The 25,817-nt window shown below is 66.0% G+C and carries 28 protein-coding genes; 24 read left to right on the top strand and 4 right to left on the bottom strand.

Features of this window, described 5'->3' with window-relative positions:
* Positions 1 to 40 precede the first annotated feature (40 nt).
* Both CSQ85_RS01970 and CSQ85_RS01965 read right to left on the bottom strand, forming a co-directional pair.
* Positions 41 to 472: a type II toxin-antitoxin system VapC family toxin gene (locus CSQ85_RS01970; protein WP_150382616.1), complete on the bottom strand. Its 432-nt coding sequence runs from the start codon at positions 470 to 472 to the stop codon at positions 41 to 43.
* Positions 469 to 696, bottom strand: coding sequence for a DUF6364 family protein (locus tag CSQ85_RS01965; protein WP_150382615.1), 228 nt, complete (start codon positions 694 to 696; stop codon positions 469 to 471). The genes CSQ85_RS01970 and CSQ85_RS01965 overlap by 4 nt, the downstream gene beginning before the upstream one ends.
* 243 nt (positions 697 to 939) lie before the next feature.
* On the opposite strand from CSQ85_RS01965, the gene CSQ85_RS01960 reads away from it, so the two are divergent.
* Positions 940 to 1,542, top strand: a complete 603-nt coding sequence (locus CSQ85_RS01960; protein WP_150382614.1) for an NAD(P)H-dependent oxidoreductase — start codon at positions 940 to 942, stop codon at positions 1,540 to 1,542.
* A gap of 210 nt (positions 1,543 to 1,752) precedes the next feature.
* The gene (locus tag CSQ85_RS01955) at positions 1,753 to 3,018 is read left to right on the top strand and encodes a HipA family kinase (RefSeq protein WP_150382613.1); all 1,266 of its coding nucleotides are present in this window, start codon (positions 1,753 to 1,755) and stop codon (positions 3,016 to 3,018) included.
* Between the two features lie 55 nt (positions 3,019 to 3,073).
* Here CSQ85_RS01955 and CSQ85_RS01950 read toward each other — a convergent pair whose 3' ends face one another.
* Positions 3,074 to 4,642 (bottom strand): sensor histidine kinase, encoded by a 1,569-nt coding sequence (locus tag CSQ85_RS01950; RefSeq protein ID WP_150382612.1) that lies wholly within the window; start codon positions 4,640 to 4,642, stop codon positions 3,074 to 3,076.
* Positions 4,639 to 5,310, bottom strand: coding sequence for a response regulator transcription factor (locus CSQ85_RS01945; protein ID WP_150382611.1), 672 nt, complete (start codon positions 5,308 to 5,310; stop codon positions 4,639 to 4,641). Before CSQ85_RS01945 ends, CSQ85_RS01950 begins: the two co-directional genes overlap by 4 nt.
* A 163-nt stretch (positions 5,311 to 5,473) precedes the next feature.
* On the opposite strand from CSQ85_RS01945, the gene CSQ85_RS01940 reads away from it, so the two are divergent.
* From CSQ85_RS01940 to CSQ85_RS01840, 22 genes are all read left to right on the top strand, one after another.
* A complete protein-coding gene (locus CSQ85_RS01940) occupies positions 5,474 to 6,337 on the top strand; it encodes a hypothetical protein (protein WP_150382610.1) in 864 nt (287 codons plus the stop codon).
* Between the two features lie 132 nt (positions 6,338 to 6,469).
* Positions 6,470 to 7,339: a hypothetical protein gene (locus CSQ85_RS01935; protein WP_150382609.1), complete on the top strand. Its 870-nt coding sequence runs from the start codon at positions 6,470 to 6,472 to the stop codon at positions 7,337 to 7,339.
* Between the two features lie 162 nt (positions 7,340 to 7,501).
* Positions 7,502 to 8,323, top strand: coding sequence for a hypothetical protein (locus CSQ85_RS12985; RefSeq protein ID WP_190972839.1), 822 nt, complete (start codon positions 7,502 to 7,504; stop codon positions 8,321 to 8,323).
* A gap of 50 nt (positions 8,324 to 8,373) precedes the next feature.
* Complete coding sequence (locus CSQ85_RS01930) at positions 8,374 to 9,534, top strand: peptidoglycan-binding domain-containing protein (RefSeq protein WP_190972838.1); 1,161 nt, start codon at positions 8,374 to 8,376, stop codon at positions 9,532 to 9,534.
* Positions 9,531 to 10,253, top strand: coding sequence for an ABC transporter ATP-binding protein (locus tag CSQ85_RS01925; protein WP_190972837.1), 723 nt, complete (start codon positions 9,531 to 9,533; stop codon positions 10,251 to 10,253). The genes CSQ85_RS01930 and CSQ85_RS01925 overlap by 4 nt, the downstream gene beginning before the upstream one ends.
* On the top strand, positions 10,250 to 11,482 hold the full coding sequence (locus CSQ85_RS01920; RefSeq protein ID WP_150382607.1) for an ABC transporter permease: 1,233 nt from the start codon (positions 10,250 to 10,252) through the stop codon (positions 11,480 to 11,482). Before CSQ85_RS01925 ends, CSQ85_RS01920 begins: the two co-directional genes overlap by 4 nt.
* 133 nt (positions 11,483 to 11,615) lie before the next feature.
* Positions 11,616 to 13,703: a bifunctional indole-3-glycerol phosphate synthase/tryptophan synthase subunit beta gene (locus CSQ85_RS01915; RefSeq protein WP_150382606.1), complete on the top strand. Its 2,088-nt coding sequence runs from the start codon at positions 11,616 to 11,618 to the stop codon at positions 13,701 to 13,703.
* A gap of 23 nt (positions 13,704 to 13,726) precedes the next feature.
* Positions 13,727 to 14,599, top strand: a complete 873-nt coding sequence (trpA, locus tag CSQ85_RS01910; protein ID WP_150382605.1) for a tryptophan synthase subunit alpha — start codon at positions 13,727 to 13,729, stop codon at positions 14,597 to 14,599.
* A gap of 94 nt (positions 14,600 to 14,693) precedes the next feature.
* Positions 14,694 to 15,623, top strand: a complete 930-nt coding sequence (gene lgt / locus CSQ85_RS01905) for a prolipoprotein diacylglyceryl transferase (RefSeq protein WP_150382604.1) — start codon at positions 14,694 to 14,696, stop codon at positions 15,621 to 15,623.
* 102 nt (positions 15,624 to 15,725) lie between these two features.
* A complete protein-coding gene (rpe, locus tag CSQ85_RS01900) occupies positions 15,726 to 16,394 on the top strand; it encodes a ribulose-phosphate 3-epimerase (protein WP_107040560.1) in 669 nt (222 codons plus the stop codon).
* A gap of 84 nt (positions 16,395 to 16,478) precedes the next feature.
* Positions 16,479 to 16,742 carry a phosphoribosyl-ATP diphosphatase gene (locus tag CSQ85_RS01895; RefSeq protein WP_043166534.1) on the top strand — a complete coding sequence of 88 codons (264 nt, stop codon included), beginning with the start codon at positions 16,479 to 16,481 and terminating at the stop codon, positions 16,740 to 16,742.
* Between the two features lie 70 nt (positions 16,743 to 16,812).
* On the top strand, positions 16,813 to 17,664 hold the full coding sequence (gene hisG, locus CSQ85_RS01890) for an ATP phosphoribosyltransferase (protein ID WP_150382603.1): 852 nt from the start codon (positions 16,813 to 16,815) through the stop codon (positions 17,662 to 17,664).
* Positions 17,665 to 17,689: 25 nt separating this feature from the next.
* On the top strand, positions 17,690 to 18,361 hold the full coding sequence (locus tag CSQ85_RS01885) for a CDP-alcohol phosphatidyltransferase family protein (protein ID WP_150382602.1): 672 nt from the start codon (positions 17,690 to 17,692) through the stop codon (positions 18,359 to 18,361).
* A gap of 57 nt (positions 18,362 to 18,418) precedes the next feature.
* Positions 18,419 to 19,402, top strand: coding sequence for a DUF881 domain-containing protein (locus CSQ85_RS01880; RefSeq protein WP_150382601.1), 984 nt, complete (start codon positions 18,419 to 18,421; stop codon positions 19,400 to 19,402).
* On the top strand, positions 19,403 to 19,735 hold the full coding sequence (locus CSQ85_RS01875; protein ID WP_043166530.1) for a small basic family protein: 333 nt from the start codon (positions 19,403 to 19,405) through the stop codon (positions 19,733 to 19,735). It abuts the gene before it with no gap.
* Between the two features lie 88 nt (positions 19,736 to 19,823).
* Positions 19,824 to 20,606: a DUF881 domain-containing protein gene (locus CSQ85_RS01870; RefSeq protein WP_223846780.1), complete on the top strand. Its 783-nt coding sequence runs from the start codon at positions 19,824 to 19,826 to the stop codon at positions 20,604 to 20,606.
* Between the two features lie 6 nt (positions 20,607 to 20,612).
* Entirely contained in the window at positions 20,613 to 21,050 is a 438-nt protein-coding gene (locus CSQ85_RS01865; RefSeq protein ID WP_107040555.1) for an FHA domain-containing protein, read from the top strand.
* A gap of 55 nt (positions 21,051 to 21,105) precedes the next feature.
* Positions 21,106 to 21,759 carry a MerR family transcriptional regulator gene (locus CSQ85_RS01860; protein ID WP_150382599.1) on the top strand — a complete coding sequence of 218 codons (654 nt, stop codon included), beginning with the start codon at positions 21,106 to 21,108 and terminating at the stop codon, positions 21,757 to 21,759.
* Positions 21,760 to 21,772: 13 nt separating this feature from the next.
* Positions 21,773 to 22,189 (top strand): hypothetical protein, encoded by a 417-nt coding sequence (locus tag CSQ85_RS01855; RefSeq protein ID WP_150382598.1) that lies wholly within the window; start codon positions 21,773 to 21,775, stop codon positions 22,187 to 22,189.
* A gap of 130 nt (positions 22,190 to 22,319) precedes the next feature.
* Complete coding sequence (locus tag CSQ85_RS01850; RefSeq protein WP_150382597.1) at positions 22,320 to 23,744, top strand: ABC transporter permease subunit; 1,425 nt, start codon at positions 22,320 to 22,322, stop codon at positions 23,742 to 23,744.
* 3 nt (positions 23,745 to 23,747) lie between these two features.
* Entirely contained in the window at positions 23,748 to 24,731 is a 984-nt protein-coding gene (locus CSQ85_RS01845) for a branched-chain amino acid ABC transporter permease (protein WP_150382596.1), read from the top strand.
* Positions 24,724 to 25,815 (top strand): ABC transporter ATP-binding protein, encoded by a 1,092-nt coding sequence (locus CSQ85_RS01840; RefSeq protein ID WP_223846766.1) that lies wholly within the window; start codon positions 24,724 to 24,726, stop codon positions 25,813 to 25,815. Before CSQ85_RS01845 ends, CSQ85_RS01840 begins: the two co-directional genes overlap by 8 nt.
* The last annotated feature ends 2 nt before the right edge of the window (positions 25,816 to 25,817 follow it).

Below are 25,817 nucleotides of genomic sequence, written 5' to 3'. Positions count from 1 at the left end.
ATGCGATATCAGGGTGCGATCCCATGTCCGTGGAATTCCGTTACTCCCGTTCGGGTGTGATTGCGATGCGTCCGAGGTATTCGCTCGGCGTGACCGCGGGCACGGGGGAGAGCGCGAAATCCTTCACGTTGTCGGTGATGATGCAATCCGCCCGCTCCCGTTCCGCGATGGCGGCGATACACGAATCCTCCGTATCCCCGAACCCATAGGACAGCCCGCGCAGGATGGCGGTCTCGTCCAGCGCGGCCACATGCGCGATGCCGAGACACAGCGACAGCGCCCGCCGCGCCTTGTCCCGGTTCCGGTTCGCCTCCACGATGTAGGCGATGGTGGCGGCCGAGTGGGCCGGCATCAGCAGTTCGTACCCCGGTCTGGACGACAGGTCGAGCACCGCCGCCGAAGCGTCGCATAGCGGCTTGCGGGCCAGTATGACGTCGAGGAACACGTTGGTGTCGATCACCAGTCTGGTCATTGGTGCTTCTCCATGAGATGACGATGGTAGTCATGTTCGTCATGGGGGCCGCTGCCGATGCCCATGAGCGCCCGGACGGATGGCGACAACCGCGTCTGGGCTCCGTCCTCGAGGGTTCCGAGGTAATCCTCCACGATGGCGGACAGGGTGCGCCCCTGCCGTTTGGCGTAGCGTTTGCCGTTTTCGATGACCGTTTCGTCGATGCTGAGCGTGAGTTTCGCCATGATGCCGCCCCGATTCCTAATGTACGTATATTGCTATCAAGTATATACGTACAGCGCACGCTGTCCATCTCGTTCGGCACGATTACGCCCCGCCTTGCATGGCGAATCCCGACGTCATCCCCTGAGACGTCGATCATCCCGTCCCCGCAGGTGTCGAGTTCCTGCGAGCCGTGCGACCGACAGGTGAACGGAACCATCCGCCCACACCCCTCATCGTCCAGATCGGCGACAAGGATTGAAAATATGAGCAACACCGCACTCGTCATCACCTCCAACCCCGAACACACCAGCCTGACCAACGCCGTCGGCAGAGCCTTCGCGCAGGGCTACGCCGAACAGGGCGGCAAGGCCGAGATCCTCGACCTGTACGACACGGACTTCAGCCCCGTCTACTCGTCCGCCGACCGCGCCCACTACCTCGGCAAGGGGCCCGTCCCCGCCGATGTGGCCGCCATCCAGGACAAACTCGCCGCAGCCGACGTGATCGCCCTCGTGTTCCCCGTCTACTGGTACACCATGCCCGCCATGGTCAAAGGACTGTTCGACCGCGTCATCTGCCGCGGCTTCGCCTACCACGCGGACGGCACGCCCGGCGCGCTCGCCGGCAAGACGGTGCGTGTGATCCTCCTGACCGGCGGCACGGAGTCCTGGTACGAGTCCGACGGCATCGGCGAGGCGCTGGACAACCAGATCCGTCGCCAGACCCTCATGAAGTACTGCGGCGTGGAGGACGCCGAACTCGTCTACGTCGACGGCCTGTCGATGGGCGACGACGATCCGGCCAAGCGTGAGGCCGCCGCACGCCATCTCGACCGCATCAGGCAGCTGGGCGCCTCCCTGGCGTGAACGATTTGAGTGGCTACGACCCCGGACCGAGATCGTAGCCGCTCAAGACAGGCACCGCACAGGGGGAGAAGGCTTCACCGTCACCGTCCACGGCGGCCACAACGGTACCGGCCTGAACCTTAGGGGCTTCTGCCCCCCAATACTCCGCCGGTACAATGGTGGATTGGTTCGACATATGAGGTTTACATGGCATGGGGGAGGCATCGCGGCATGACGAGGTATGTGATGCGGTTGTATGACATTCCGCTGCTTGAATTCGATGCCTCATACGGGGAAGGTCTGCTGGCGGGCAAAATCGAAGCGCGCATACGCTGGTTCGACGAGTCCAAACGCATGCTGCTGCCGTTCCCGCTGGCCCCGGACCCGGACGACGCCAAACTCACCTCATGGCTGGAACGACGCACGATTCCCAAGAACCGCGAATTCGCCGCGCAGATCCTCGCACAGGCCGGACTGAACATCTCGGACACGCTCGGCATCATCGACCTATGCAAGGGACTATCGGTCAACGATTCGTTCTGGGTGGAACACGTCGGGGAAGACCTACGGTTCGCGGACATCAACCTATACGACAATCCTCTGGATGAGACGCTGTCCATCGTCGCCTACACCGGCTACACATCAAGCGAGAAGCATGCGATCGGCCTGTCAAGCGAATGGACGACCGATGGACAATTCCCCAAGGCATGGCGGCACACGGACCGTGGCCTCGAACTATGGAAGGCCGGTTCCGAGGGCTACGCGAACGCTGGCCTGGAACCGTATTCCGAATACCTCGCCTCACAACTCGCGCACAGACTCGGCGTGAACGCCGTAGACTATCGAATCGACCGTTGGAAAGGCAAACTCGCCTCGGTATGCGAAACGATGAACACGAAGGACATATCGTTCGTGCCGTTCTACGCGGCGACGCAGCTGTTCTCATTCCCCGAGATCCTCGCCGCGGCACGAGCCATATCGGACGAAACGTTCGAATCGATGCGCACGATGCTCGTATTCGACGCGCTCATCGTCAACCAGGACCGGCACGCCAACAACTATGGTCTGCTACGGGACAATACGACCGGCCACATACTCAGGCCGGCACCATTGTTCGACCACAACATGTCCCTGTTCAAGAACGACATGCGATCCGACTGGCAGTCCGGCGCGTGGACCGCGAACGTGCTATCCGAACGTCAGCCGTCCAACTCCCGCATGACGTTCCACGACCAATGCGCGACCATCATGGGTATCGGACAGCACGAGATGCTGCGTCGCGCCCTCGATGTCTCGCTGGAGAACGACCCGGCCCATCCATTGGAGCAGGGCCGCATCGAAGCGTTGAACGAATACCTGCACGCCGCCGCACGTTCGCTGCTGGAGTTGCCGACGGTGGACGAGACGAGACTGGCGGATCAGCTCGACGCACTGTATCCGTCCATAGAGAACGCGCCGGTCATCCGCAACGAGCAATTGCTGAGCCACGTCGCATAGGAGACCGTCGCAAATCATCACCGACTCGGTAGCGTGCGTAAGGGCGAGTGATTCATCAAGACGAAACCGCGGATAGGCCGGTTATGGTGGCGGTGAAGGCGTTCTTCTCCACCTTCGACGATTTCGACAGGCGCAGCCGCGCGCCCATCGCGGTGCATGCGGCATCGGCGATGGACAGGCCGAGCCCGACGCCGGAGACGGCGCTGATGCGCGAGTTCACGCCGCGATGGAACGGCTGGACGAGGTCGTCGAGATCGTCGGGCAGCCGCTCGTCGGTGGTGTTCGCGACGGTGAGCGCGACCTCGCCGTCGCCGGTTACGTCGATGGATGCCGTGATCGACCCGCCGTCGGTGTTGTGCACGACGGCGTTGCGGATGAGGTTGCCGACGGCGAGGCGCATCAGCGCGGTGTCAGTTCCGACCGTGACGCCATCGGCGGCGTCGACGGTCACGCTGATACGCCGTTCGTCGATGTCGCGGTCCATGTCGGCGAGCGCGTCGTTCACGCATGCGGTGAGGTCCGTCGTCCGCACGCCCGATGCGCCCGCGGGGGTCGTGCCCTCCCGGCGTTTTCCGTCTCCCGTTATCGAAGCGGTCGGCGCGAGTTTGCCGTACGCGCCGCTTTGGATGCGTGAGAGGGTGAGCAGCGCGTCGACGAGTTCGGCGCCGCGCCGGTTGGCGGCGAGCGCCCGACGGACGGATGGTGCGACGTCCTCGGGGAATCGTCCCTGCGCGAGGGGCGCGTCGAGGTTCGTTTCGACGGCGGCGATGGGGGTGCGCAGTTCGTGCGACGCGTTGGACACGAATCGTCGTTCCGCTTCGGAGACGGCCTGGATGCGGTCGAGCATGCCGTTGATGGAGTCGCCGAGGCTGGTGATCTCGTCGCCGCGGCGCCCGCGTCCCGCACCGTCCGTGTCGATGCGCGTGCCGAGGTCGCTCGGGTCGAGCGCGGCCGTCTGCTCGCTGATGGATTTGAGCCGGCGGGACATGCGCGAGGTGACGATCCAGATGACGAGGATGCTGGTGGCGCCGAAGAACACGAAGATGACGGCGGCGCTGATGCGCAGCCCGTTGGCTATGGTGTCCTGATTCCATATGGAGATCCCGTACGGCGTGGTGATGGTGAACGATCCGTCGCCGCCCCAGTCGACGCGGTAGGGTTGGCCGTTGGTCCGGCCGGTGGCGGAGCCGGCCCCTTTGCCGTTGCTGGCGCTGCCGAGGAATTGCGGGGCGTCCATGTACGGCTGCTGGTGCGTTTCCTGCCATGTCCGGGGGTCGGGGTCCACGGACCAGCCCTCAACGGACAGGAAGTCGTCGTCCGACGGGGTCTTCCCGGTATCGTCGCCGCCGTCCGGCTGTCCGGCCTGCCCGCCGTCCTGCCCGTTCTCGTAGGAGATGGTCATCGCGTAGGAGAACATGCCGTTGATGATGACGGTCTGCACGATGGCCGCCGATCCGAGGGCGATGAGGAACACGACGCTGATCGCGATGGTAAGTTTGGCGCGGAACGTGCGTGGGGTGAGCCGGTCGGCGACCCGGCGCAGGCTGCGGGCGACTCGGTCGCGGATACGTGTCCGCGCCTTGGCCGGCGGCCGGTCATGTCCGTGGTCTCGATTGCGGGTCATGCGAGCCGGTATCCTTCCCCGCGCGTGGAGACGATCAGGTCGCGGTCCTCCAGTTTGCGTCGCAGCGAGTACATGGTGGTCTTGACCACGTCGGCGGCCTCGACGTCCGGGTCGGCGTCCCACACGCTCCTGTGGAGTTCGTCCACGCTCACGTAGCCGCCGTCGGCGCGCATGAGCTCCAGGAGCACGCCGTACTCCTTGGGGGTGAGTTTGACGAGCGTGCGCCCGTGGTCGCGGAACACGAGCCGGCGCGTGGTGTCGAGCGTCAGGTCGCCGCGGGTGAGCACGGCGGCCGTGGCGGCGCCCTTGCCGGCGCGGCGCTGCAGGGCGCGGATGCGCGCGAGGAGCTCCGGGTAGGCGAACGGCTTGGTCAGATAGTCGTCCGCGCCCAAGTCGAGTCCGCTGACCCTGTCGCTGACGTCGGCCGCGGCGGTGAGCATGATCACGGCGACGGGGATGCGGTTCGCGGCGATCGTCGCCATCACCGCGTCCCCGGACAGGACGGGCAGGTCGCGGTCGAGCAGGACGATGTCGACGTCCGTGTCGGCCAGCGCCTTGAGCGCCTCGACGCCCGTCATGGCCACGTCGGTCGCGTACCCTTCGTAGCGCAGCGCGTCATCCAACGCGGCCGCCAGTTCGCGGTCGTCCTCGACGATCAGTATCCGCATGCGTCCCCACGCTCCTCGTCCCCGTGCTTCCGACGGCGCCTTGCGATCCGTCCTCCTTATCGCCATTATCCTCCCGCGGCGACGGTAAGGCGAGGGTAAGGAGGGTTCCCACCGGCACGGCACCGTCGACGGAGTGCAATGGGAGGTGAAGGAGGGCGTTATCATGAAGAGCCATTCCACCATCATCCGTCTGTTTGCCGCGGCCGTGGCGTCGGCGATGCTGTTGGCGCTCGCCGCATGCGCGGGCCACGGCGGCAACGACGCCGATCCGACCCGTCCGGCATCATCGCCATCGCATGCCGTCGGAGGGGACGCCGTGGCGTCGGACGGCTCCGACGGTTGCGGGGCCGCCCCGGCCGGCGCCGACTGCACCGCGGAGACCGGCTATCCGGCGAGCACGATCGTGCGCAGGTTCGCCGCCTGCCTCGTGTCCAAGGGGTTCGACGCACGCATCGTGGGTGAACGCAACGATCAGGTCGCACTGCTCGAGATCGACGCCGCCGGCAATCCCAAACAGCCCAGGATCATCCCGGGCGACGACGGCGTCACCACACAGGACTGGACCACGGACCCGGCACTGTATCCGAACATCATGTCGACGGGCATCCTCAGCAACGGCCTTACCGGCGACGACTTCCCGTACATCATCGCACGCAGCTCCTCCGATCTGGCCGGATCCCTGTACGCGGCGAAGCAGCAGGACTATGCGGCCTGCGAACGGGCCGACCCCGATTTCACGCAAGGCGTGCAACGCTTCACCGCCGACGACGAGAACGCCTCCCAGCCGGACCGGAACGCGGTGTTGGCCTTCACGCGCGCCGCACGGGCCAAGGGATTCGACTGGGTGGCGGATCCGAGCGGCGACCACCCCTTGAGCATCGTGATCCCCGCTGACGTGCCGGAGCACGACGTGCGCCGGTTCCTGAGGGAATGCGACCCCGGAGACGCGCCGGTCACCTACTCGTGGCACGGCGACTACCCATACGACATCCACTCGGTGCAGCAGGAGCTGTCCCGCATCGGCTGAGCCGGATCGGCTGACCCCGATCGAATTCTGGCTCGGTCCGATAACCGCCAGTCAACGACGAATCACGACGCAAGGGACTACTATGGGAATACGGCCACGTATGACGGCCGGATGGAGCGAAGGAGCACCACCATGGGCACGGTCCACACACACCACGCGGGCGTAACACGTAGGATCATCGCATCGGCGCTCGCCGCCGCATGCCTGCTCGGGGCGGCGGCATGCTCGACGAAGCCGGACACCGACATGGCCGGCACCGGCGCCACGGGCGCGACCGGCGCAGGCGCAGGCGCCGGCATCAGCGACGCCGCGAAAGCCGAGAACGCCCGTCTGGAGGACACCGCCAAACGGTTCGTCGCATGCCTGACCGACAAGGGCATCGACGCGAAAACCGTCGAATCGTACTCGATCGCCACCTCGAGCATGCCCGAGAAGGACATACCCAAGTCCACCGTCGTCGTCCGGAGACTCGACCAATCCGGCAACACGGCCGGCACGGACACCACGGACACCACGGACGACAGCGGCACGGACAGCCTGTACCCCAACGTCCGACTGCGCGCCACCGACGACGACGGCCTATGGATCGGCTTCACGACATCGGCCGAACTCGCCGGCACCCCCTACGCCGCCAAGCAACAGGACTACGCCGCCTGTGAACAGGCCAACCCCGACTTCGCGCAGCCGCCGTTCTCGGGAAGCCAGCACGCCGACCCCGAAGTGGCGCTGGCCGAACTCAACTTCGCCCGCAAGGCGCGCGCCGCCGGATTCGACTGGTACCCCGACCCCGACCCCACCAACACGGGAACGCACGCCAGCGTGATCATCCCCGAGACCACCTCCAAGGAGGAGTTCAGACGGTTCCTGCGCACCTACAAGGGCGACGACTGGCCCACCTACAACGGCGTGCCCTTCGGCATAACGTGGAGCGAGAACCTCAACGACGTGTACTGCGAATTCAACCCCGGCCCCGGCTGCGACGCCACCGACGCACAGCAGTAGGACGGCCCGCAACCATCCGACGCAGGTAAGCCGAAGGTAAACCCGACCCACACCGGCACGCGACGAAGCACCCGGTTGAATGGGACGCGACAACCCGACCACACGTCCCGACGGCGGCACCCCACCGGCGCCCCGACGGACACCCACCAAAGGAGACTCGTGATGACCCGCAACCGACCCCTCACCTTAACCACGGCGGCCGCCGTGTCCGCCACCATCCTCCTCGCGCTCGCCGCCTGCGCCGGCCCGGCATCCGACACCGCGACCCCCGGCGCCGACACCAACACCACCGACACTACCGACACCACCAGCGACCTCCCCGTCGACGAGACCGCGCGCAAATTCGTCGCCTGCCTCACCGCCAAAGGCCTCGACGCGCGAACCGACGTCGGCCCCGGCACGCCCGACGCATCCGGCAAGGCCAAAGCCCCCACCGTCAGGAACATGGCCGAACTGCGCATGATCGACCGCACCGGCAACCCCGTCACCACCGACGACACCGGCACGAGCATCGGCACCGACAGCGCAACCCAACAGCTCTACACCAACGCCATGTTCACCGCGCTCGACTACGGCACCGTATGGGTCGCCTTCAAGGACTCCACCGCGCTCGCCGGCACCCCATACGAGTCGAAACAGGCCGACTACGCGGACTGCGAGGCGAAACACCCGAACTTCTCCCAACCCGCGCAGGACCTCGCCTCCGGGCAACCCACATACAGCGAGGAGGACAAACGCGCCGCGCTCGACTTCGCGAGGAAGGCGCGCGGCAAAGGCTTCAGCTGGGTCGCGGACCCGAGCGGCGACGAGCCGACCACGATCCTCATCCCACGGACCGTGACGGCCGAGGAGCTCAGACGCTTCTTCAGGGAATGCCCGGTCGGGGACACGCGCATCAGCTTCGGATTCGACGGCACACCCGAGGAGTTCGGCTACGACTACATGAAGGTGATGGACGAGGCGGACGGCGTCGACAGGCAATGACGGCCGGGACGACGACCACACGAACGACCGCACACGCAGGAGGACACACGATGACACGGACGGAAGCAAGACGGATCGGCAGGACGCGCAGGATCATCACCGTGATCGCCGCATGCGTCGCGGTCGCGGGGCTCATCGCCGTGTGCGCGATCACCAAACCGTGGACGCTGATCGCCGGCATGACCGGCTCAGGCGGCACGGGGACGTTGTCCTCATCGTCGACGGGCGCGCACGCCTCGTCCGACACGACCGTCGACGTGAGCACGCTGCGCACCCAACCGGTCACCACAGGCGTCCTCAACGCCGAAACCCGGCTCGGCGGCACCCTCCAATACGACGAACCATCCGAATTCCAGCCGGCGACCGGCACCATCACCCAACTGCCCACACCCGGCGCCGAAATCGCCACCGGCCAACAGGTGTACGAGATGGACGGCGTGACCGTACCGCTGTTCCACGGCGCACGACCGTTCTGGCGCACCCTCCAGGTGGACGTGCCCGACGGGCCCGACGTGACCCAACTCGAAACGAACCTGCAGGAACTCGGCTACTTCAAAGCCGCCCCCAACGCGCACTTCGACTGGCGCACCCGCGAAGCCATACGCCAATGGCAGACCAGAACCCTCGGACTCACAGGCGACCAGGTCACCGGCGTCTTCGAACCCGGATCCGTGGCGCTCGCCGCGACCGCGCCCATCCGCATCAAAACCGTCACCGCCAAACTCGGCGAAACCAACGTGAGCCCCGGCACCTACACCGGCGTCGCACTGCACGTCGAGGCCACGCTCACCGCCACACAGGCCGCCACGTTCAAAGCGGGCGACAAGGTGCAGGTCATCCTGCCGAACAACACGACCATCGGCACCGCGCTCGCCGCCGTCGACCAGGGCGGCCAGTCCACCGGCAAGGACGGGCAGGTCACCTCGCCGTCGGCACGCGTCGACTTCCCCGACCAGACGCAGGTCGCGAGCTTCGGCGCGACCTCCGTGCAGCTCGTCATCCCGAACGCGACGAACGCGAACACCGCGGAGACGCTGATCGTGCCCGTCACCGCGATCATCGCCTCCGCCGGCAGCACATACGCGGTCGACGTGGTGCGCGGTCAGCGGCTCGAACGCATCCCCGTCGAACTCGGTCTCGTCGCGAACGCGCAAGTGCAGCTGACCCGCGCCGACGGGCTCAAGGCCGGCGACAAGGTGGTCGTCTCATGACCGCCCTGCTCGAACTCGACCGGGCCACGAAAAGCTATCCGGGACGCGACGGCGGCCCGCTGGAGATCCTGCACCCCACATCGCTCGCGATCGAACACGGCGAACGGATCGCGATCGTCGGACCGTCCGGCTCGGGCAAATCGACGCTCCTGTCCCTCCTGGGCACGCTCGACATGCCCACCACGGGCACCCTGCGCTACGGCGGCGAGGACGTCGCGGCCATGGGGGAGCGGCGCCGCAGCGCCCTGCGCGCGACACGCATCGGCTTCGTGTTCCAGCAGTTCCACCTGATCCCCACCGTCTCCGCGCTCGAGAACGTGACGACCGGATTGCAATACACACCCCTCCCGCGACGAGACCGGCGGGCACGCGCCGTCGACGCCCTGCAACGGGTCGGACTGGGCGAACGACTGCGACACCGGCCGCCGCAGCTCTCCGGCGGCGAACAGCAGCGCGTGGCCATCGCCCGAGCGCTCGCCAAAAACCCGGACGTGATCTTCGCCGACGAGCCGACCGGCGCGCTCGACACCGCCACCGGGCACGCGATCATCGACCTGCTGCTGGGAGCGGCGGACGACGGGGCGAGCCTCGTGGTCGTCACCCACGACCCGTCCATCGCCGCCCGATTCCCGAGACGGCTGCACATCCAGGACGGCGTCGTGACCGAACTGCCAACGGATACACGGCACGACGACGGGAGCGAGGGGAGAGGCGCATGACCGGCACCACCCGAACGGAGCGGCCGCCGAAAGGACGCCCGCCGACCACGCGATTCGCGAACCTCATGCACACGGCGTGGATCGGGGCCACCGGACGCATATCCCGCACAGTGCTCGCCGCGCTGGGCATCGCGCTCGGCGTGGCCGCATACGTGGCGCTCTCCGGCATCGCCGCGTCGAACCAGGCCGCGCTGCTCGCCCGCCTCGACGCACTCGGCGCGAACCTGCAGGTCGTGTCACCGGGACGCGACGCCGCACAGCAACCCGTGCCCCTGCCCGCATACGCGCCCGAAACCATCGCACGCCAGCCCCAAGTGGAACAGGTGGGCGTATTCGACACGGCACCCGAAAACGTGAGGATCTTCAAAAACGAATTCGTGCCCAAATCCAACGGCAACGCCCTGACACTGACCGTCATGCGACCGGGCGCCCTAGATGCCGTCGGGGCGACGATCGCGCAGGGACACGGCATCGACGAGAACAACCAGCACCTGCCCGTGGCGATACTCGGCTCCGAAGCCGCCTACCGGCTCGGCGTCACCACAGTCGGCGACCGCATCCTCATCGACGACGCATGGTACGGGGTCGTCGGCATCCTCGCCCCGGCACCACAGGCGCAGAACCTCGACCCGTCGGTCATCATCGGCTCGACACAGGCGAAAGCCAGCCACCCGGACCAGGCCGAGACGATCGGCCAGATCAGCGCGATCTACGTGCGCACCAAACCGGGCGACGCCGAAACACTGCGACGCATGCTCGCCCACGCGGCGAACCTCGCCGGCGCCAACGTATCCGTCAACGCGTCGGCCGACCTGTCCGAAGCACGCAACACCACCGACGACTCCCTCAACACACTGGGACTGATGATCGGCGCGATCGCACTGGCCGTGGGCGGCATGAGCATCGCCAACATGATGATCGTCACCGTGATGGAACGCCGCGGCGAAATCGGCCTGAGACGAGCGCTCGGCGCAACCCCCGGCGCCATCCGCATGCAGTTCGTCACCGAAGCGGCCATGCTCTCCGCATTCGGCGGCCTCGCCGGCATCACACTCGGCGCCGGCACGGCGTTCGGCTTCGCGATATGGGCGGGACAGCCAGCCGTACTCGAATGGGGGACACTGCCCGCCGCATGGGGCGCGGCCGTGCTCGTCGGCGCGCTCGCCGGCATCTACCCGGCGTCGAGGGCCGCGCGGCTCACGCCGACCGCGGCGCTGCGCGGGGAGTGAGGGGAGCGAAACGGGGGTGAGCACGGGGCGGAACAGGCCCCGAAATCGCCCAGAATGTAGGACGCGATTACCCGCGAGCACGGCGACCGTCCTATTGTGGCGCATGGTCGACTTACACATACAAGGGAGGACCATGTCGGTACTGGACGAATTGGTGGCGGGCGCGCTGGAGGACCAGCAGACCCGCGAGCACGCCGTGTCACTGGAGGAAATCAGGAAGGCCGCGCTCGCGGCCCCGGCCCCGATCGACGCGACCCGATGGCTCAAGCGCGTCGACGGCATCCCCGTGATCGCCGAGATCAAGCGCGCATCCCCGTCCAAGGGCCACCTGAGCGACATCCCCGATCCCGCGGCGCTGGCCCGCGAATACGAGCGCGGCGGCGCGAGCGCGATCTCCGTGCTCACGGAGGGACGCCGCTTCCTGGGCAGCCTCGACGACTTCGACAAGGTCCGCGCCGCGGTGCACATCCCGCTGCTGCGCAAGGACTTCATCGTCACCGACTATCAGGTCTACGAGGCGCGCGCCCACGGCGCCGATCTGGTGCTGCTCATCGTCGCCGCGCTGGATGACGCGAAGCTCAAGCATCTGCTCGACCTCGCGCACGACCTGAAGATGACGGTCCTCGTCGAGACGCACACGCGCGAGGAGATCGAACGCGCGATCGCCGCCGGCGCCCGGGTGATCGGCATCAACGCCCGCAACCTCAAGGACCTGAAGGTGGACGTCAACAAATACAACGAACTGGCCGCGAACCTGCCGGACGACGTCATCAGGGTGGCGGAATCCGGCGTGTTCGGCGCCGTCGAGGTCGAGGATTACGGCCGGGCGGGCGCGGACGCGGTGCTGGTCGGCGAGGGCGTGGCCACCGCCGATGACCACGAGCTGGCGGTCGAACGACTAGTGAAGGCAGGAGCAAGAGTGAAGGCATCCGAAACCACCCCGTTGAGCGAACACCACGGCCCGTACTGGGGCCAGTTCGGCGGTCGATACGTGCCCGAGGCGCTGATCACCGCGTTGGACGAGCTCGAGCGCGTCTACGATGAGGCCAAGGCCGACCCCGAATTCCACAAGGAGTTCATGACCCTCCAGCAGCGTTACGTGGGCCGCCCGAGCCCGCTGACCGAGGCGCCGCGCTTCTCCGCGCTCGTCAGGGAGAAGACCGGGCTCGACGCGCGCATCTTCCTCAAGCGCGAGGACCTCAACCACACCGGCGCGCACAAGATCAACAACGCGCTCGGCCAGGCCCTGCTCGTCAAGCGCATGGGCAAGACCCGCGTGATCGCGGAGACCGGCGCCGGACAGCACGGCGTCGCCACCGCCACCGTGTGCGCGATGATGGGTCTGAAGTGCCGCATCTACATGGGCCAGATCGACGCCCGCCGTCAGGCCCTCAACGTGGCCCGCATGCGCATGCTCGGCGCCGAGGTGGTCGAGGTCACGCTCGGCGACCGCATCCTCAAGGACGCCATCAACGAGGCCCTGCGCGACTGGGTCACCAACGTCAAGGACACCCACTACCTGCTCGGCACCGTCGCGGGCCCCCACCCGTTCCCCGAAATGGTGCGCGACTTCCAGAAGATCATCGGCGAGGAGGCCAAGCAGCAGCTCAGGGACTGGTATGGCATCGACCATCCGGACGCGGTGTGCGCGTGCGTGGGCGGCGGCTCCAACGCCATCGGCGTGATGAACGCCTTCCTCGACGACGAGCGCGTCAACCTCTACGGCTACGAGGCTGGCGGCAACGGCCCCGAATCCGGCAAGCACGCCATCCGCTTCGCCCCCGGCACCGGCCAGCTCGGCATGTTCCAGGGCGCCAAGAGCTACCTGCTGGAGACCGACGAGGGCCAGACCCTCGACACGTACTCCATCTCCGCCGGCCTCGACTACGCGTCCGTCGGCCCGGAGCACGCCTGGCTCAAGGACATCGGCCGCGTCAACTACTCGTGGGCCACCGACGAGGAGGCGATGAACGCCTTCCGCGACCTGAGCCAGACCGAGGGCATCATCCCCGCCATCGAAAGCTCGCACGCGGTCGCCGGCGCGTACAAGGCCGCCGCCGACCTGAAGGCCAAGGGCTACGACAAGGCCGTGATGATCGTCAACATCTCCGGCCGAGGCGACAAGGACATGGCCACCGCAGGCAAGTGGTTCGGCTACCTGACCGACGATCAGGCCAAGGCGCTCGAGGTCACCGGCGCGCACGGCAACACGGTCGCCTGAACGAGAAGAGGAGAACGACAATCATGACAACCACCGCAACCACACCCTCCGGCCAGCCGCTGGGCATCAGCCACAAGCCCAGCCAGACCGAGGCCATGTTCGCCAAGTTCAAGGCCGAGAACAAGCCCGCCTTCATCGGCTACCTGCCGTACGGATTCCCCGATCCGGAAACCTCGCTCGTCGCCCTCAAGACGATGGTCGAGCACGGCGTCGACGCCGTCGAGATCGGCCTGCCGTACTCCGACCCGGTGATGGACGGCCCGGTCATCCAGGCCGCCTCGTCCATCGCCCTCAACAACGGCGAGACCATCAAACGCGTCTTCGAGGCCGTGGAGACCGTGGCCAACGCCGGCGGCGTGCCGCTGGTCATGAGCTACTGGAACCTCATCTACCACTACGGCGTCGAACGCTTCGCCACCGACTTCGAGAACGCCGGCGGCGCCGGACTCATCACGCCGGACCTCATCCCGGACGAGGCGGGGGAGTGGATCGAGGCGTCCGACCGCCATGGCCTCGACCGCATCTTCCTGGTCTCCCCGGATTCGGCCACCAATCGTCTCGAGACCGTCGCGAGGAACGCGCGCGGCTTCGTCTACGCGGCAGCCCGCATGGGCGTCACCGGCGAACGCGCGCAGCTCGACGCCTCCCCGGAGCTGCTCGTCGAGCGCACCCGCAAGGCGGGCGCCGAGAACGTGTGCGTCGGCATCGGCGTGTCCACCGCCGAGCAGGGCGCGAAGGTCGGCTCCTACGCGGACGGCGTCATCGTCGGCTCCGCGCTCGTCCACACGCTGCTCGCCGACGACAACCGCTCCGCGCGCGACACCTCCGAAGGCCTGAAGCTGCTGGCCGCCAAGAGCGAGGAGCTCGCCGCGGGCATCCACGGAGCGCGCGGCTGAGCCGGATCGCCCCAAGCGATTCCCCCAATGGGCGATCGCTTGGGGCGATCCCCGGCAGGCCGGCAGGTCCGTACGTGGCGCGTAGGATGAAACCATGAATCTCGCGTATATCCCCTCGCCGTCGTTCTCCAAGTTCGAGATCGGCCCGGTCACCATCCGCATGTACGCGGTGTGCATCCTCATCGGCGTGTGCTTCGCCGTGTGGATACTCACCCGCAGGTGGAAGCGCGTGGGCGGCACCTTCGATCAGGTGCTCGACACCACGCTGGTGACCGTGCCGTGCGCCTTGGTGGGCGCACGCCTGTACCATGTGTTCACCACGCCGGCCATGTACTTCCCGCCGACCGGCGACCCCGCCGACATCGTCAAGGTGTGGGAGGGCGGCATGGCCATCTTCGGCGGCATCGGCGTGGGAGCGCTGGTCGCGTTCCTGTGGTGTCGTCATCGGCGTTACCCGTTCGCGATGTTCGCCGACTGCCTCGCGCCGGGGCTTCTCGTCGCGCAGGCCATCGGCCGCCTCGGCAACTGGTTCAACCAGGAGCTGTTCGGATGGCCGACCACCCTGCCGTGGGGCCTGAAGCTCAACGACTCGGCCGACGCGATCGGCCGCACCGAGGTGTGCTGGCAGGGCGCGGCATGCCCGTCCGGCACGCTGTTCCACCCGACGTTCCTCTACGAGATGATCTGGAACCTGATCGGCGCGGCCCTCATCGTGTGGATCGGGCACCGGTTCGCCGACCGTCTCAAGGCCGGCCAGCAGTTCGCCATGTACATGATCTGGTACGGGCTTGGCCGCAGCTGGATCGAGAACGTGCGCATCAACTACTCCACCGTGATCCTGGGCCTCAGGACCAACGTGTGGACCGCGATCCTCGTATGCCTCGCCGGATGTGTCCTGTTCGTCGTGCTCCACCGCGTCGGGCAGGACACGAATACCCTGAGCGAACGCCTCATCAAGGTCACGGCGGACGAGCTCGAACGCCAGCGGCTCCAGGAGGAACGGCACGCGAAAGGCAAGCGCTGAACCTGAACTTCCGGTGACGGCCCCGCGACGTTCCCGCGACATCTCCGCGACATCCGCGGCAAAGCACGACATAGTCTCATTTGATAGATAAGGTATGGAATCATGAAGAAGATTGAAATCGCCCCCAGCATCCTGTCCGCCGACTTCTGCAACCTCGAGCGCGACCTCAAGGCCATCGCCAACGCCGACCTCGTCCATGTGGACGTGATGGACCATCACTTCGTGCCGAACCTGACCCTCGGCGAGCCGATCGTCAAGCGCATCTGCGAGGTCACCGATCTGCCGGTCGACGTGCACCTGATGATCGAGGACCCGGACCGTTGGGCCCCGGAGTACGCCAGGCTCGGCGCCGCCTCCGTGTCCTTCCACATGGGCGCCACCCACGCGCCGGTCCGTCTGGCCCGCCAGCTGCGCGACATGGGCTGCAAGGCGTGCTTCGCCGTGCGCCCGGCCGAGCCGGTCGAGCCGATCTTCGACATCCTCGACGAATTCGACATGATCCTCATCATGACGGTCGAGCCCGGTTTCGGTGGCCAGAAGTTCCTCGACAACCAGATGGCCAAGGTGCGTCGCCTGCGCGACGAGATCACCCGCCGCGGGCTGACGACCAAGATCCAGGTCGACGGCGGCGTGAGCCCGAAGACCGCGCACATCGTGGCCGAGGCCGGCGCCGACGTGCTCGTGGCCGGCTCCGCCGTGTACGGCGCCGACGACCGCGCGGCCGCCATCGACTCCATCCGCGAGAAGGCCGCCGCCGCGTACCGCGACTGATCCGACCGACCATCCGCCAATACGCCCCCAATACGTTTACGTTTCCAACACGTCCAAGACAACATCAAAGGAATCATCACACACATGAAGACGTTCGAATCGCTGTTCGCCGAACTGAGCGAGAAGGCCAAGACCCGCCCCGAAGGCTCCCTGACCGTCGAGGAACTTGACAAGGGCACGCACTTCATCGGCAAGAAGATCGTCGAGGAGGCCGGCGAGACCTGGATCGCCGCCGAATACGAGGGCGCGGACCGCACCGCCGAGGAGATGAGCCAGCTGCTCTACCACGTGCAGGTCATGATGATCAAGCACGGCCTGACCCTCGAGGACGTCTACAAGCACCTGTGACCGGTTCCCGCTCAGGAAACCGCGGAACCTCCTGAAAAAAAGACCTCCTGAAAAAGCGAAGGGGCAAATCATGCTGAGAATCGCCGTGCCCAACAAGGGCATGCTGTCCGAACCCGCCTGGAACATGCTGTCCGAGGCCGGGTACCGTCTGCGCACCAACCCGCGCCAGCTCGTCGTCGAGGATCCCGACAACGACATCGAGCTGTTCTACCTGCGTCCGCTGGACATTGCCGTGTACGTCGGCCGCGGCACCATCGACTGCGGCATCACCGGTGAGGACCTGCTCAAAAACTCGGGCACCGAGGCCATCGAGCACATCCCGCTCGGCTTCGGCGCCTCCACGTTCCGCTTCGCCGCGCCGAACGACTCCTCCTTCTCCAAGCTGGAGGACATCGAAGGCAAGCGCGTGGCCACGTCCTTCGACAAGCTGGTCCACGACTACCTGACCGACCACGGCATCAACGCCGAGACCATTCATCTGGACGGCGCTGTCGAATCCTCCGTGCAGCTCGGAGTGGCCGACCTCATCGCCGATGTGGTCTCCACCGGCACCACGCTGCGCAACGCCGGCCTGAGGATCTTCGCCGACCCGATCATGCACTCCGAGGCGTGCCTGATCCGCTCCCCGAGGATCGATCCGAAGGACGAGCGCCTGACCGTCCTGAGCCGTCGTCTGGAAGGCGTGCTCACCGCCCAGCGCTACGTGCTCATGGACTACGACATCCCGATCTCCAAGGTCGCCGCCGCCGTGGACGCGGCACCCGGATTCGAGAGCCCTACCATCTCCCCGCTGCACGACAAGCAGTGGAACGCGGTGCGTGTGATGGTGCCCAAGGCGCAGGTCAACCAGATCATGGACAAGCTCTACGAGATCGGCGCGCGCGGCATCATCGTGACCGCGTTGCAGGCGTCCCGCATGTAGCGGACCGTGTACACTGAACCGAAGTATGAGCGAACACAACGTCACATCACGGTACAGCCCTGAGGCGCGGGACATCTACCTGACGATCCCGAACCTCATCAGTCTGTTGCGCATCATCTCGATACCGTTCATCGCATGGCTGATGGCACGGCACGAGATGGTGCCGGCGCTGATCGTGCTCGCGATCTCCTCCGCTTCGGACGGCGTCGACGGCATCCTCGCGCGCAAGCTCAACCAGGTGAGCAAGATCGGCCAGATCCTCGATCCTCTGGCCGACCGTCTGCTCATCTTCTGCTCAATCCTCGCGCTCGGCGTCGCGGGCATCATCCCGTGGTGGATGCTTATCGTCGTCGGCCTTCGCGATCTGGTGATGGCTGTGCAGGTGTTGTGGATCGCGCAATACGGGTACGGCCCCCTGCCCGTGCATTTCGTCGGCAAGGCGGGGACCGCGCTGCTCATGATGGCGATCGTCGCGCTGACGGTCGCGGACCTCGGCACCGGCTCCCTGTTCCGGCTGCTGCATCTTGCGGGGCTGGCCACCGGCATCTGGGGCATCGCCATGTACTGGCTCGCCGGGTACATTTACTTCCGTCAAGGGATCACGGTGCTGCGTCAGGAGCTTCCTCATCGCGACCATGACGGCCGCGACATTCAGGACGCCCACGTCATCCGTGACGTCCCAGACAAGGCCGCCTGACCGTGCGACGGTCACGGCAACAGGGAATCCACGGAATCTGAATCTGGTGCGTGTGCGATGAACGAGTACGAGCCGATGCCGGCATCCTATCCGGCCGACGCCGCGCCGTCGACGAGACGACGCCGTTCCGTATTCTCCCGCTCCTACTCCGGGCTGATGTCGCATCACCCCACACCACGTTCCGACATCAGTGAGGGGGAGCGGGAACGTCGCCGCCGGGTCCGACAGGACGAGTCCCTGCGTCTCATCGACGATCTGACGAACCGGCCGCTCGACCCGATCTACCTCGATTCCAATCTCGCCACGCATCGCGAGACGCCGCTGTCGACATGGACGATGCGCATCCTGTGCTTCGTCGTGTGCATCGCCGTCGGTTTCCTTGGCAGTCTGTTCGTCCAGCAGCTCCATTCCGACCCGCGCAAGGAGGTGCGCGCGTCGCTCGCCTCCGAACTGGCCACCTCGCAGGGCAACGTCGATTCGCTCACCGGGCAGATCAACGACCTCAGGGCCCAGGTGGAGCGCCAGTCAAAACGCCTCGACGTCAGCGGGTCGAGCGAGACCGTCCTCAACGACGAGATGGCCAGCGGGCAGGTGAAGGTGACCGGGGAGGGCATCACCATGACCGTGTCCAACCCCATCGCCGCCGGCAACGACACATCCGCCGGCGCCCTGCCACGTGAGACCGCCGGCAGCCACCTGCGCGTCATCACCGACGGCGACCTGCAGCAGCTGGTCTCGATCCTGTGGCAGGCCGGAGCGGAGGCGATCTCCATCAACGGCCACCGGCTCGGCGTGCAGACCTCGATCCGCACCGCGGGTGGCACCATCCTCATCGGGCTCGACGCCGTCTCCAGCCCCTACACGATCGAGGCCATCGGCAATTCGTCCTCCCTGTCCGAATCGGTCGGCAAGCGTCGCATCGCAAGTCTTTACGATGCCTACAAAGACGCGGGCATCACATTGCAGGTCAAGGAGTCGAAGGCGCTTACACTGGAGGCAGCCGTGGTCGGCGATCTCAACTACGCAAGGAGGGCTGAATAGATGGCAGCGGTTCTCGGTCTGATCATCGGCGTGGTGATCGGCGTGTTCGTCCAGCCCGACATCCCCGTGTGGGTGCAGCCGTATCTGCCGATCATGGTCGTCGCCGCGCTCGACGCGCTGCTCGGCGCCGCACGCGCCTATTTCGAACGCCGGTTCTCCGACCGTGTGTTCATCATCTCGTTCTTCGCCAACGTGATCACCGCGACGTTGCTCGTCCTGCTCGGCAACCAGCTCGGCGTCGGCTCCCAGCTGCAGACGGCGGTCATCGTCGTGCTCGGCATCCGCATCTTCTCCAACGTCTCGGCCATCCGCCGGTTCATCTTCCGCAGCTGACGGAGGCGATATGGCAGGACAGATCAGACGCGGGGGACGGGATGCCAAGAGCGTCGAGGACAGCGGGAGAAACGACACGGTCAGCCGCATGCGGGCGCGTGCCGAGGCGGAGGAGCGCAACGACGGGCTCGCCACAGGCTCGTTCCCGCAGGTGCGCCGACGCGACGACGGCAAACGCCCCGGTTCCGGGCTGCGGGCCAAGCTCCTGTCGTCACTGCTGGTCGTGCTCATGTGCGCGCTGCTCGGCTTCGGATACATGACGCAGATCAACAACACGCAGTCGACGTACGAGACGATGAGCGAGGACGAACTCGTCCGTCTCATCAACGAGACCAGCAACCAGGCCCAGCTGCTCGAACAGCGCAAGAACGAACTGTCCAGCCAGCTGTCGAGCCTCAAGGCCGCCGCCGACCAGCGCGAACAGGCCGAGAAGATCGCCAAACAGAACGAGGAGACCAGCGGCATCATCTCCGGCAGGCTTCCGGCGCAGGGGGAGGGCGTGGTCATCACCGTCACGCGCGGCACCAAGCAGGACATCGACGCCGCCACGATGTTCACCCTCGTCGAGGAGCTGCGCAACGCCGGGGCCGAGGTCATATCGATCGGCGACGTGCGCGTCGTCACCTCCACGTCGATCGTCGCGAAGGACGGCGAACTGGTATGCGACGGCGTGACGCTGGACGCGCCGTATGTGATCCGCGCGATCGGCAACCCCAGTGACCTGCAGAACGCCGTCAACATCGCAGGCGGCGTGGGTTCCAGGCTCAAGGTCATGTTCGGCGCGCAGGTCACCGTCACCCAGTCCGATGACGTCGTCATCGATGCAGTGCGTGGCACAACCACATACGACTATGCAAAGAATGTAGAATGAGGAGTTATGACTGAACCGATTCCTAGCGCAGGCGAAACGACCATCATCGGTCTGCCCGCCATCACCATCCCCGTAACCGCCACCGGCGACCGTCCGCTCACCCAGGAGGATCTGGAGACCATCTCCCGTCTTTCCCCGGGAACGGCGCTGCTCATCTCCACGCGAGGCGCCGTCTCCGGATCACGGTACCTCCTCGACGAGGACGAGGTGACCGTTGGCCGCGACCCGAAATCGGACATCCTGCTCGACGACTCCACGGTGTCCCGCGCGCACGCGGTGTTCCGTCGCGTCAATGGCGTGTTCTCCGTCATCGACGCCGGATCGCTCAACGGCACGTACGTGAACCGTCAGCGCGTCGATCAGGCGACGCTGAAGAACGGCGACGAGATCATGATCGGCAAGTTCCGTCTCGTCTTCTTCACCCAGTCCGCGATCGTCGCCTGACGACGGTCCGACTGGACTTCCGAACGGAACGGCAGGCGAGGCTGGGGGAACGGCGATGATCGGCGCGGACGATGCGGGACTGCGATTGCACGTGTGGTCCGAGGACCGGGACCGGGCCGATGACGGCGCCGTGCAGGGCGAGCTCTTCGCCACTTCGGAGGAGGAGGACGTCAAGCGCGGATACCGCGGCACGGTCGCGTCCAAGGTCGCCGGCATCACCTACCGTCAGCTTGATTACTGGGCGCGCAAGCAGATCGTGGAACCGTCGATCACCCCGTCGCACGGTTCCGGATCGCGTCGCCTCTACTCGTTCAAGGACGTCGTCATCCTCGCCGTCTCCAAGCGTCTGCTCGACGCGGGCGTGAACCTGCAGAACGTCACGGCGGCCATCGGCTTCCTGACCCAGCGCAGCACACGCCAGCTGGAGAACATCACCATCATGTGCGACGGCCAGCATGTGCACGAATGCACGACCAACGAGCAGATGCTCGACCTGCTGCAGAGCGGCAAGGCGGTGTTCGCCGTGTCGGTCGGATCGCTGTGGCATCAGATCCAGCAGGCGTTGGAGGGGGAGGACTACGTCGATCTGGAGGCCAATCCGGCTTCCAGATCGACCGGGCGTCCGATCGACGACCTCACCGCCGCGCGCATGCGCAGGAAGCTGGAGGCGCAACGTCTGGCGCGTCATGGCGCGAGCGCGGTGGCCTGACGAGGGGAGTGCCATGCTGGACATCCTGCCCGCCGTCCTGTGGTGCATCGCCATGGTGATGTCGCTGTTCGTCATCGGCGTCTGCGTGGCCCGCGGCAGGTTGCTGCGCGGATATTCCGGGGGAGTCCCCATCGTCTCGTGGAATCTGATCTACGTGCATATAGCGTCGGCGTTGCTCGGCACGGTGCCGTACATGGCGTATGTATGGTACTCCGACACGGGCGCGTTCGATCCCGACGTCCGTGATTTCTACGCAGCCTGGGGCTGGCCGAGCGCCGTCATCTTCATCGTGGCACTGGTGATCCAGTGGGTATGCATGTACGCGCAGGCGAGGCGGGCCGCGCGCAGCCAGTTGGATGCGCGACTCGGATCGGCGCACTCGGCTCACTCGGCGCCCTCGGACCGGGCCGACGCATCAGGCACGGCCTGAGGACCGGCCCGGCGGACATTATCCGCACGTAACGAATTCCGTCTGAGGAAACGAAGGGGAAACAGAGGCGCAACGGCGCGCGCAACTTACCTCTTTAGATTGTGGAAACACATCCAGAGAGGACATTCACATGGCAGCCGTAACACTACAACGGCGTCATCGAATGGGATTGCTACTGTTCGTATTCACAGCGGTTTCTACCCTACTGATGGCGTTTCTCATCATTCCACCGACCGCGGCCCGGGCGGCCGAGGCGGTACCGACCTGCAACCCCTCCGCGACGAACGGATGCGTCAACGGCATCCTGCAGGACACGAACAAGGCGCCCATCGCCGGAGTCGAGATCACACTGGGCGGCGCCGAAAGCGCGACCACAACCACCGACGCCAACGGCAACTGGGCGTTCAGCGTGGCCAAGGACGGCGAATACACCGTCTCGATGGACGAATCGGTGGCCAAGGAGCACGGGCTCAAGGCGGCGAAGGCCACCGTCGAGGTCAAGATGAACAGCTTCGACAAGGCCCGCCAGGTGGTCCGTTTCGACAAGCCCGCGCCGTCCGGCTCCGACGGCGGCTCCACCGGCCCGTCATCATCCGGCAAGTCCGGAACGACGGGTGTCGGCTCGAACGCGGATAAGGCCACTCAATCCGGCGGATCCTCGCTCGGCGCCAACATCGGCGCGCGGTTCTGGCAGCAGCTGTTCTCCGGCGTGATCTTCGGACTCATGCTCGGACTCATGTCCGTGGGCATGAACCTCGTGTACGGCACCACCGGGCTGAGCTCCTTCTCCCACGGCGAGCAGGTCAGCCTCGGCGGGCTCATGGCGTACGTGGGCACGCAGGTGCTGCACTGGCCCCTCATCCCGTCCGCCGTCTTCGCGGTCGTGATCGGCGCGCTCACCGGCTGGATCCAGAACGAGCTGGTCTGGGCCCCGCTGCGGCGCAAGCGTGTCGGCACGATGCAGCAGATGATCGTCACGATCGGCCTGTCGATGGCGTTGCAGTATCTCTTCCAGTTCTTCTTCGGCGGCGACATCAAGGGCATCGTCAAGTCGGTGCCGGCGAGCTTCCAGCTCGGCCCCGTCACCACCGACGCGCCGACGCTCATCTCGGCCGGCATCGCGATCGTCGTCATCGTCGGGGTCAGCCTGTTCCTGTACCGGACGCGGCTGGGACGCGCGACCCGTGCGGTCTCCGACAATGCGGCGTTGGCCGCCGCGTCCGGCATCAACGTGGAGCAGGTGGTGCGCATCGTGTGGATCATCTCCTGCGCGATGGCCGCGCTGTCCGGCGTGCTGCTCGGCGTGTACCTCAACGGCATCTCCTGGAACACGGGCGCGACGCTGCTGCTGCTTATGTTCGCAGCCGTGACCCTGGGCGGTCTCGGCACCGCGAACGGGGCGCTCGTCGGCGCCCTGGTCATCGGCATCGTGGCGGACATGAGCTCGCTCGTCATCCCCAACGACATGCGGTACGCCAGCGCACTGGCGATCCTCATCATCGTCCTGCTGGTGCGTCCGCAGGGCATCTTCGGCAAGCAGCAAAGGGTGGGCTGAGACATGGACATCATGACCGTCATCACCAATACGCTGGGCGAGCTCATCGCCCCGACCACCGCCGCATACGCGCTGGCGGCGATCGGACTGAACATCCACTTCGGTATGACCGGGTTGATGAACATGGGACAGGCCGGCTTCATGCTGCTCGGCGCGTACGGTTTCGCGATCGTACAGATGATGGGCGGCAACCTGTTCGCCTCCCTGTGCGCCGCGATCGCGCTGGCCGTGATCTACGCGCTGCTGCTCGGCATCCCCACCCTCAAGCTTGGCCCCGACTATCTGGCCATGGTCACGCTCGCGGCGGCCGAGATCATCCGCATCATCGGACGGTCGACCGCGATGACGACCATCACCGGCGGTTCCGCCGGCATCTCGCCGCAGGACTTCACCACGCGGTTCGAGGATCTCTCGCCCCTGCCGCAGGGGTCGACCACGTTCCTGCTGTGGACGTACTCGAACAACATCGCCGACTCGTGGTGGCTGCGCATCGTGGCCTGGGTGCTGGTGGCGATCGCCGCGCTGCTGTGCTGGCGCTGGTTCCACTCGCCGTGGGGACGCGTGCTCAAGGGCATCCGTGAGGATGAGAACGCGATCCGTTCGCTTGGCAAGAACGTGACCGTCTACAAGATGCAGGCGCTGATCTTGGGAGGCGTCGTCGGTGCGCTCGGCGGCGTCATCTTCGTGCTGCCGCGCTCGGTGCAGCCTGATTCGCTGGGACGCGCGGTCACCTTCTACGCGTGGACGATCCTGCTGCTGGGCGGCGCCGCCACGATCTTCGGTCCGATCGTCGGATCGTGCCTGCTGTGGGTGCTGCTCACGTTCATCAAGGAGCTCATGCGCGGGGCCATCCCGGACACGCTGATCTCCTCGAACCAGGTCGAATCGCTCGGATGGGTGATCGTCGGCGTCGCGCTGATGTGCCTTGTGATCTTCAGACCGCAGGGCCTGTTGGGAGACCGAAAGGAGCTGGCCTTCAATGTCTGACATCGAAATGCCCGGAAACAGGCAGCAGCAACCGAATAAGCCGTCCGCGGGGAGTGGTGACGAAGAGACGATCGCCGGCGTGACCGCCGCCAACCTCTCCGAACGCGACGTGAATCCCGCGCAACCCGGCAAGCCGTTCCACGACCTCGCCCAATGGGCCACCAAGGCGCCCGAAGGAGAGCATCTGATCTCAACCGCGTTCGGCGACAAGGTCCGGGAGGACCTGGAGTTCGTCGAGAACAGGCCCGGCGTCCACAAGCCCGATCCGATCCTCGTGGCCGACAAGGTGACCCGACGGTTCGGCGGCATGACCGCCGTCGACGTGGACCACTTCGAGATCGAACGCCATGGCATCACGGCGCTGATCGGGCCGAACGGCGCCGGCAAGACCACGTTCTTCAACCTCATGACCGGGTTCGACACCCCCAACACCGGTTCGTGGCGCTTCGACGGCCACGATCTCGCCCATGTGCATCCCGAACAGGTGGCCCGCATGGGCATGGTGCGCACCTTCCAGCTGACCAAGGTCATGAGCCGCCTCACCGTCCTCGACAACATGCTGCTCGGCGCCCCCGTGCAGCCCGGCGAGGGCATGTTCCGGGCGCTCATTCCCGGATTGTGGAAACGGCAGGAACGGGCCAACATCGAGAAGGCCGAGGCGCTGCTGGAACGGTTCCTGCTCATCAAGAAGAAGGACGATTTCGCCGGCTCGCTCTCCGGAGGCCAGCGCAAGCTGCTGGAGATGGCACGCGCCCTGATGTCCGACCCGCAACTGGTCATGCTCGACGAGCCGATGGCCGGCGTCAACCCGGCGCTGAAGCAGTCGCTGCTGGACCACATCATGGCCCTGCGCGAGGAGGAGACGACCGTGCTGTTCGTGGAGCACGACATCAACATGGTGCGCCACATCGCCGATTGGGTCACCGTCATGGCTGAGGGCAAAATCGTCGCCGAAGGCCGCCCGAAGACCGTGATGAACGATCCGGCGGTCATCGACGCGTATCTCGGATCCCACGCGAACATCGATCTGGGAGACGACTGCGTCATGGACGACACGGATGATACGGACAAGGGGGAGCACTGACC

Origin of the sequence: Bifidobacterium rousetti (genome assembly GCF_008698235.1) — a bacterium.
In the GTDB taxonomy this organism is placed as follows: Bacteria; Actinomycetota; Actinomycetes; order Actinomycetales; family Bifidobacteriaceae; genus Bifidobacterium; species Bifidobacterium rousetti.
The sequence above is the reverse complement of the archived record's forward strand: the minus strand, read 5'-3'. Positions and strand labels throughout refer to the sequence as shown.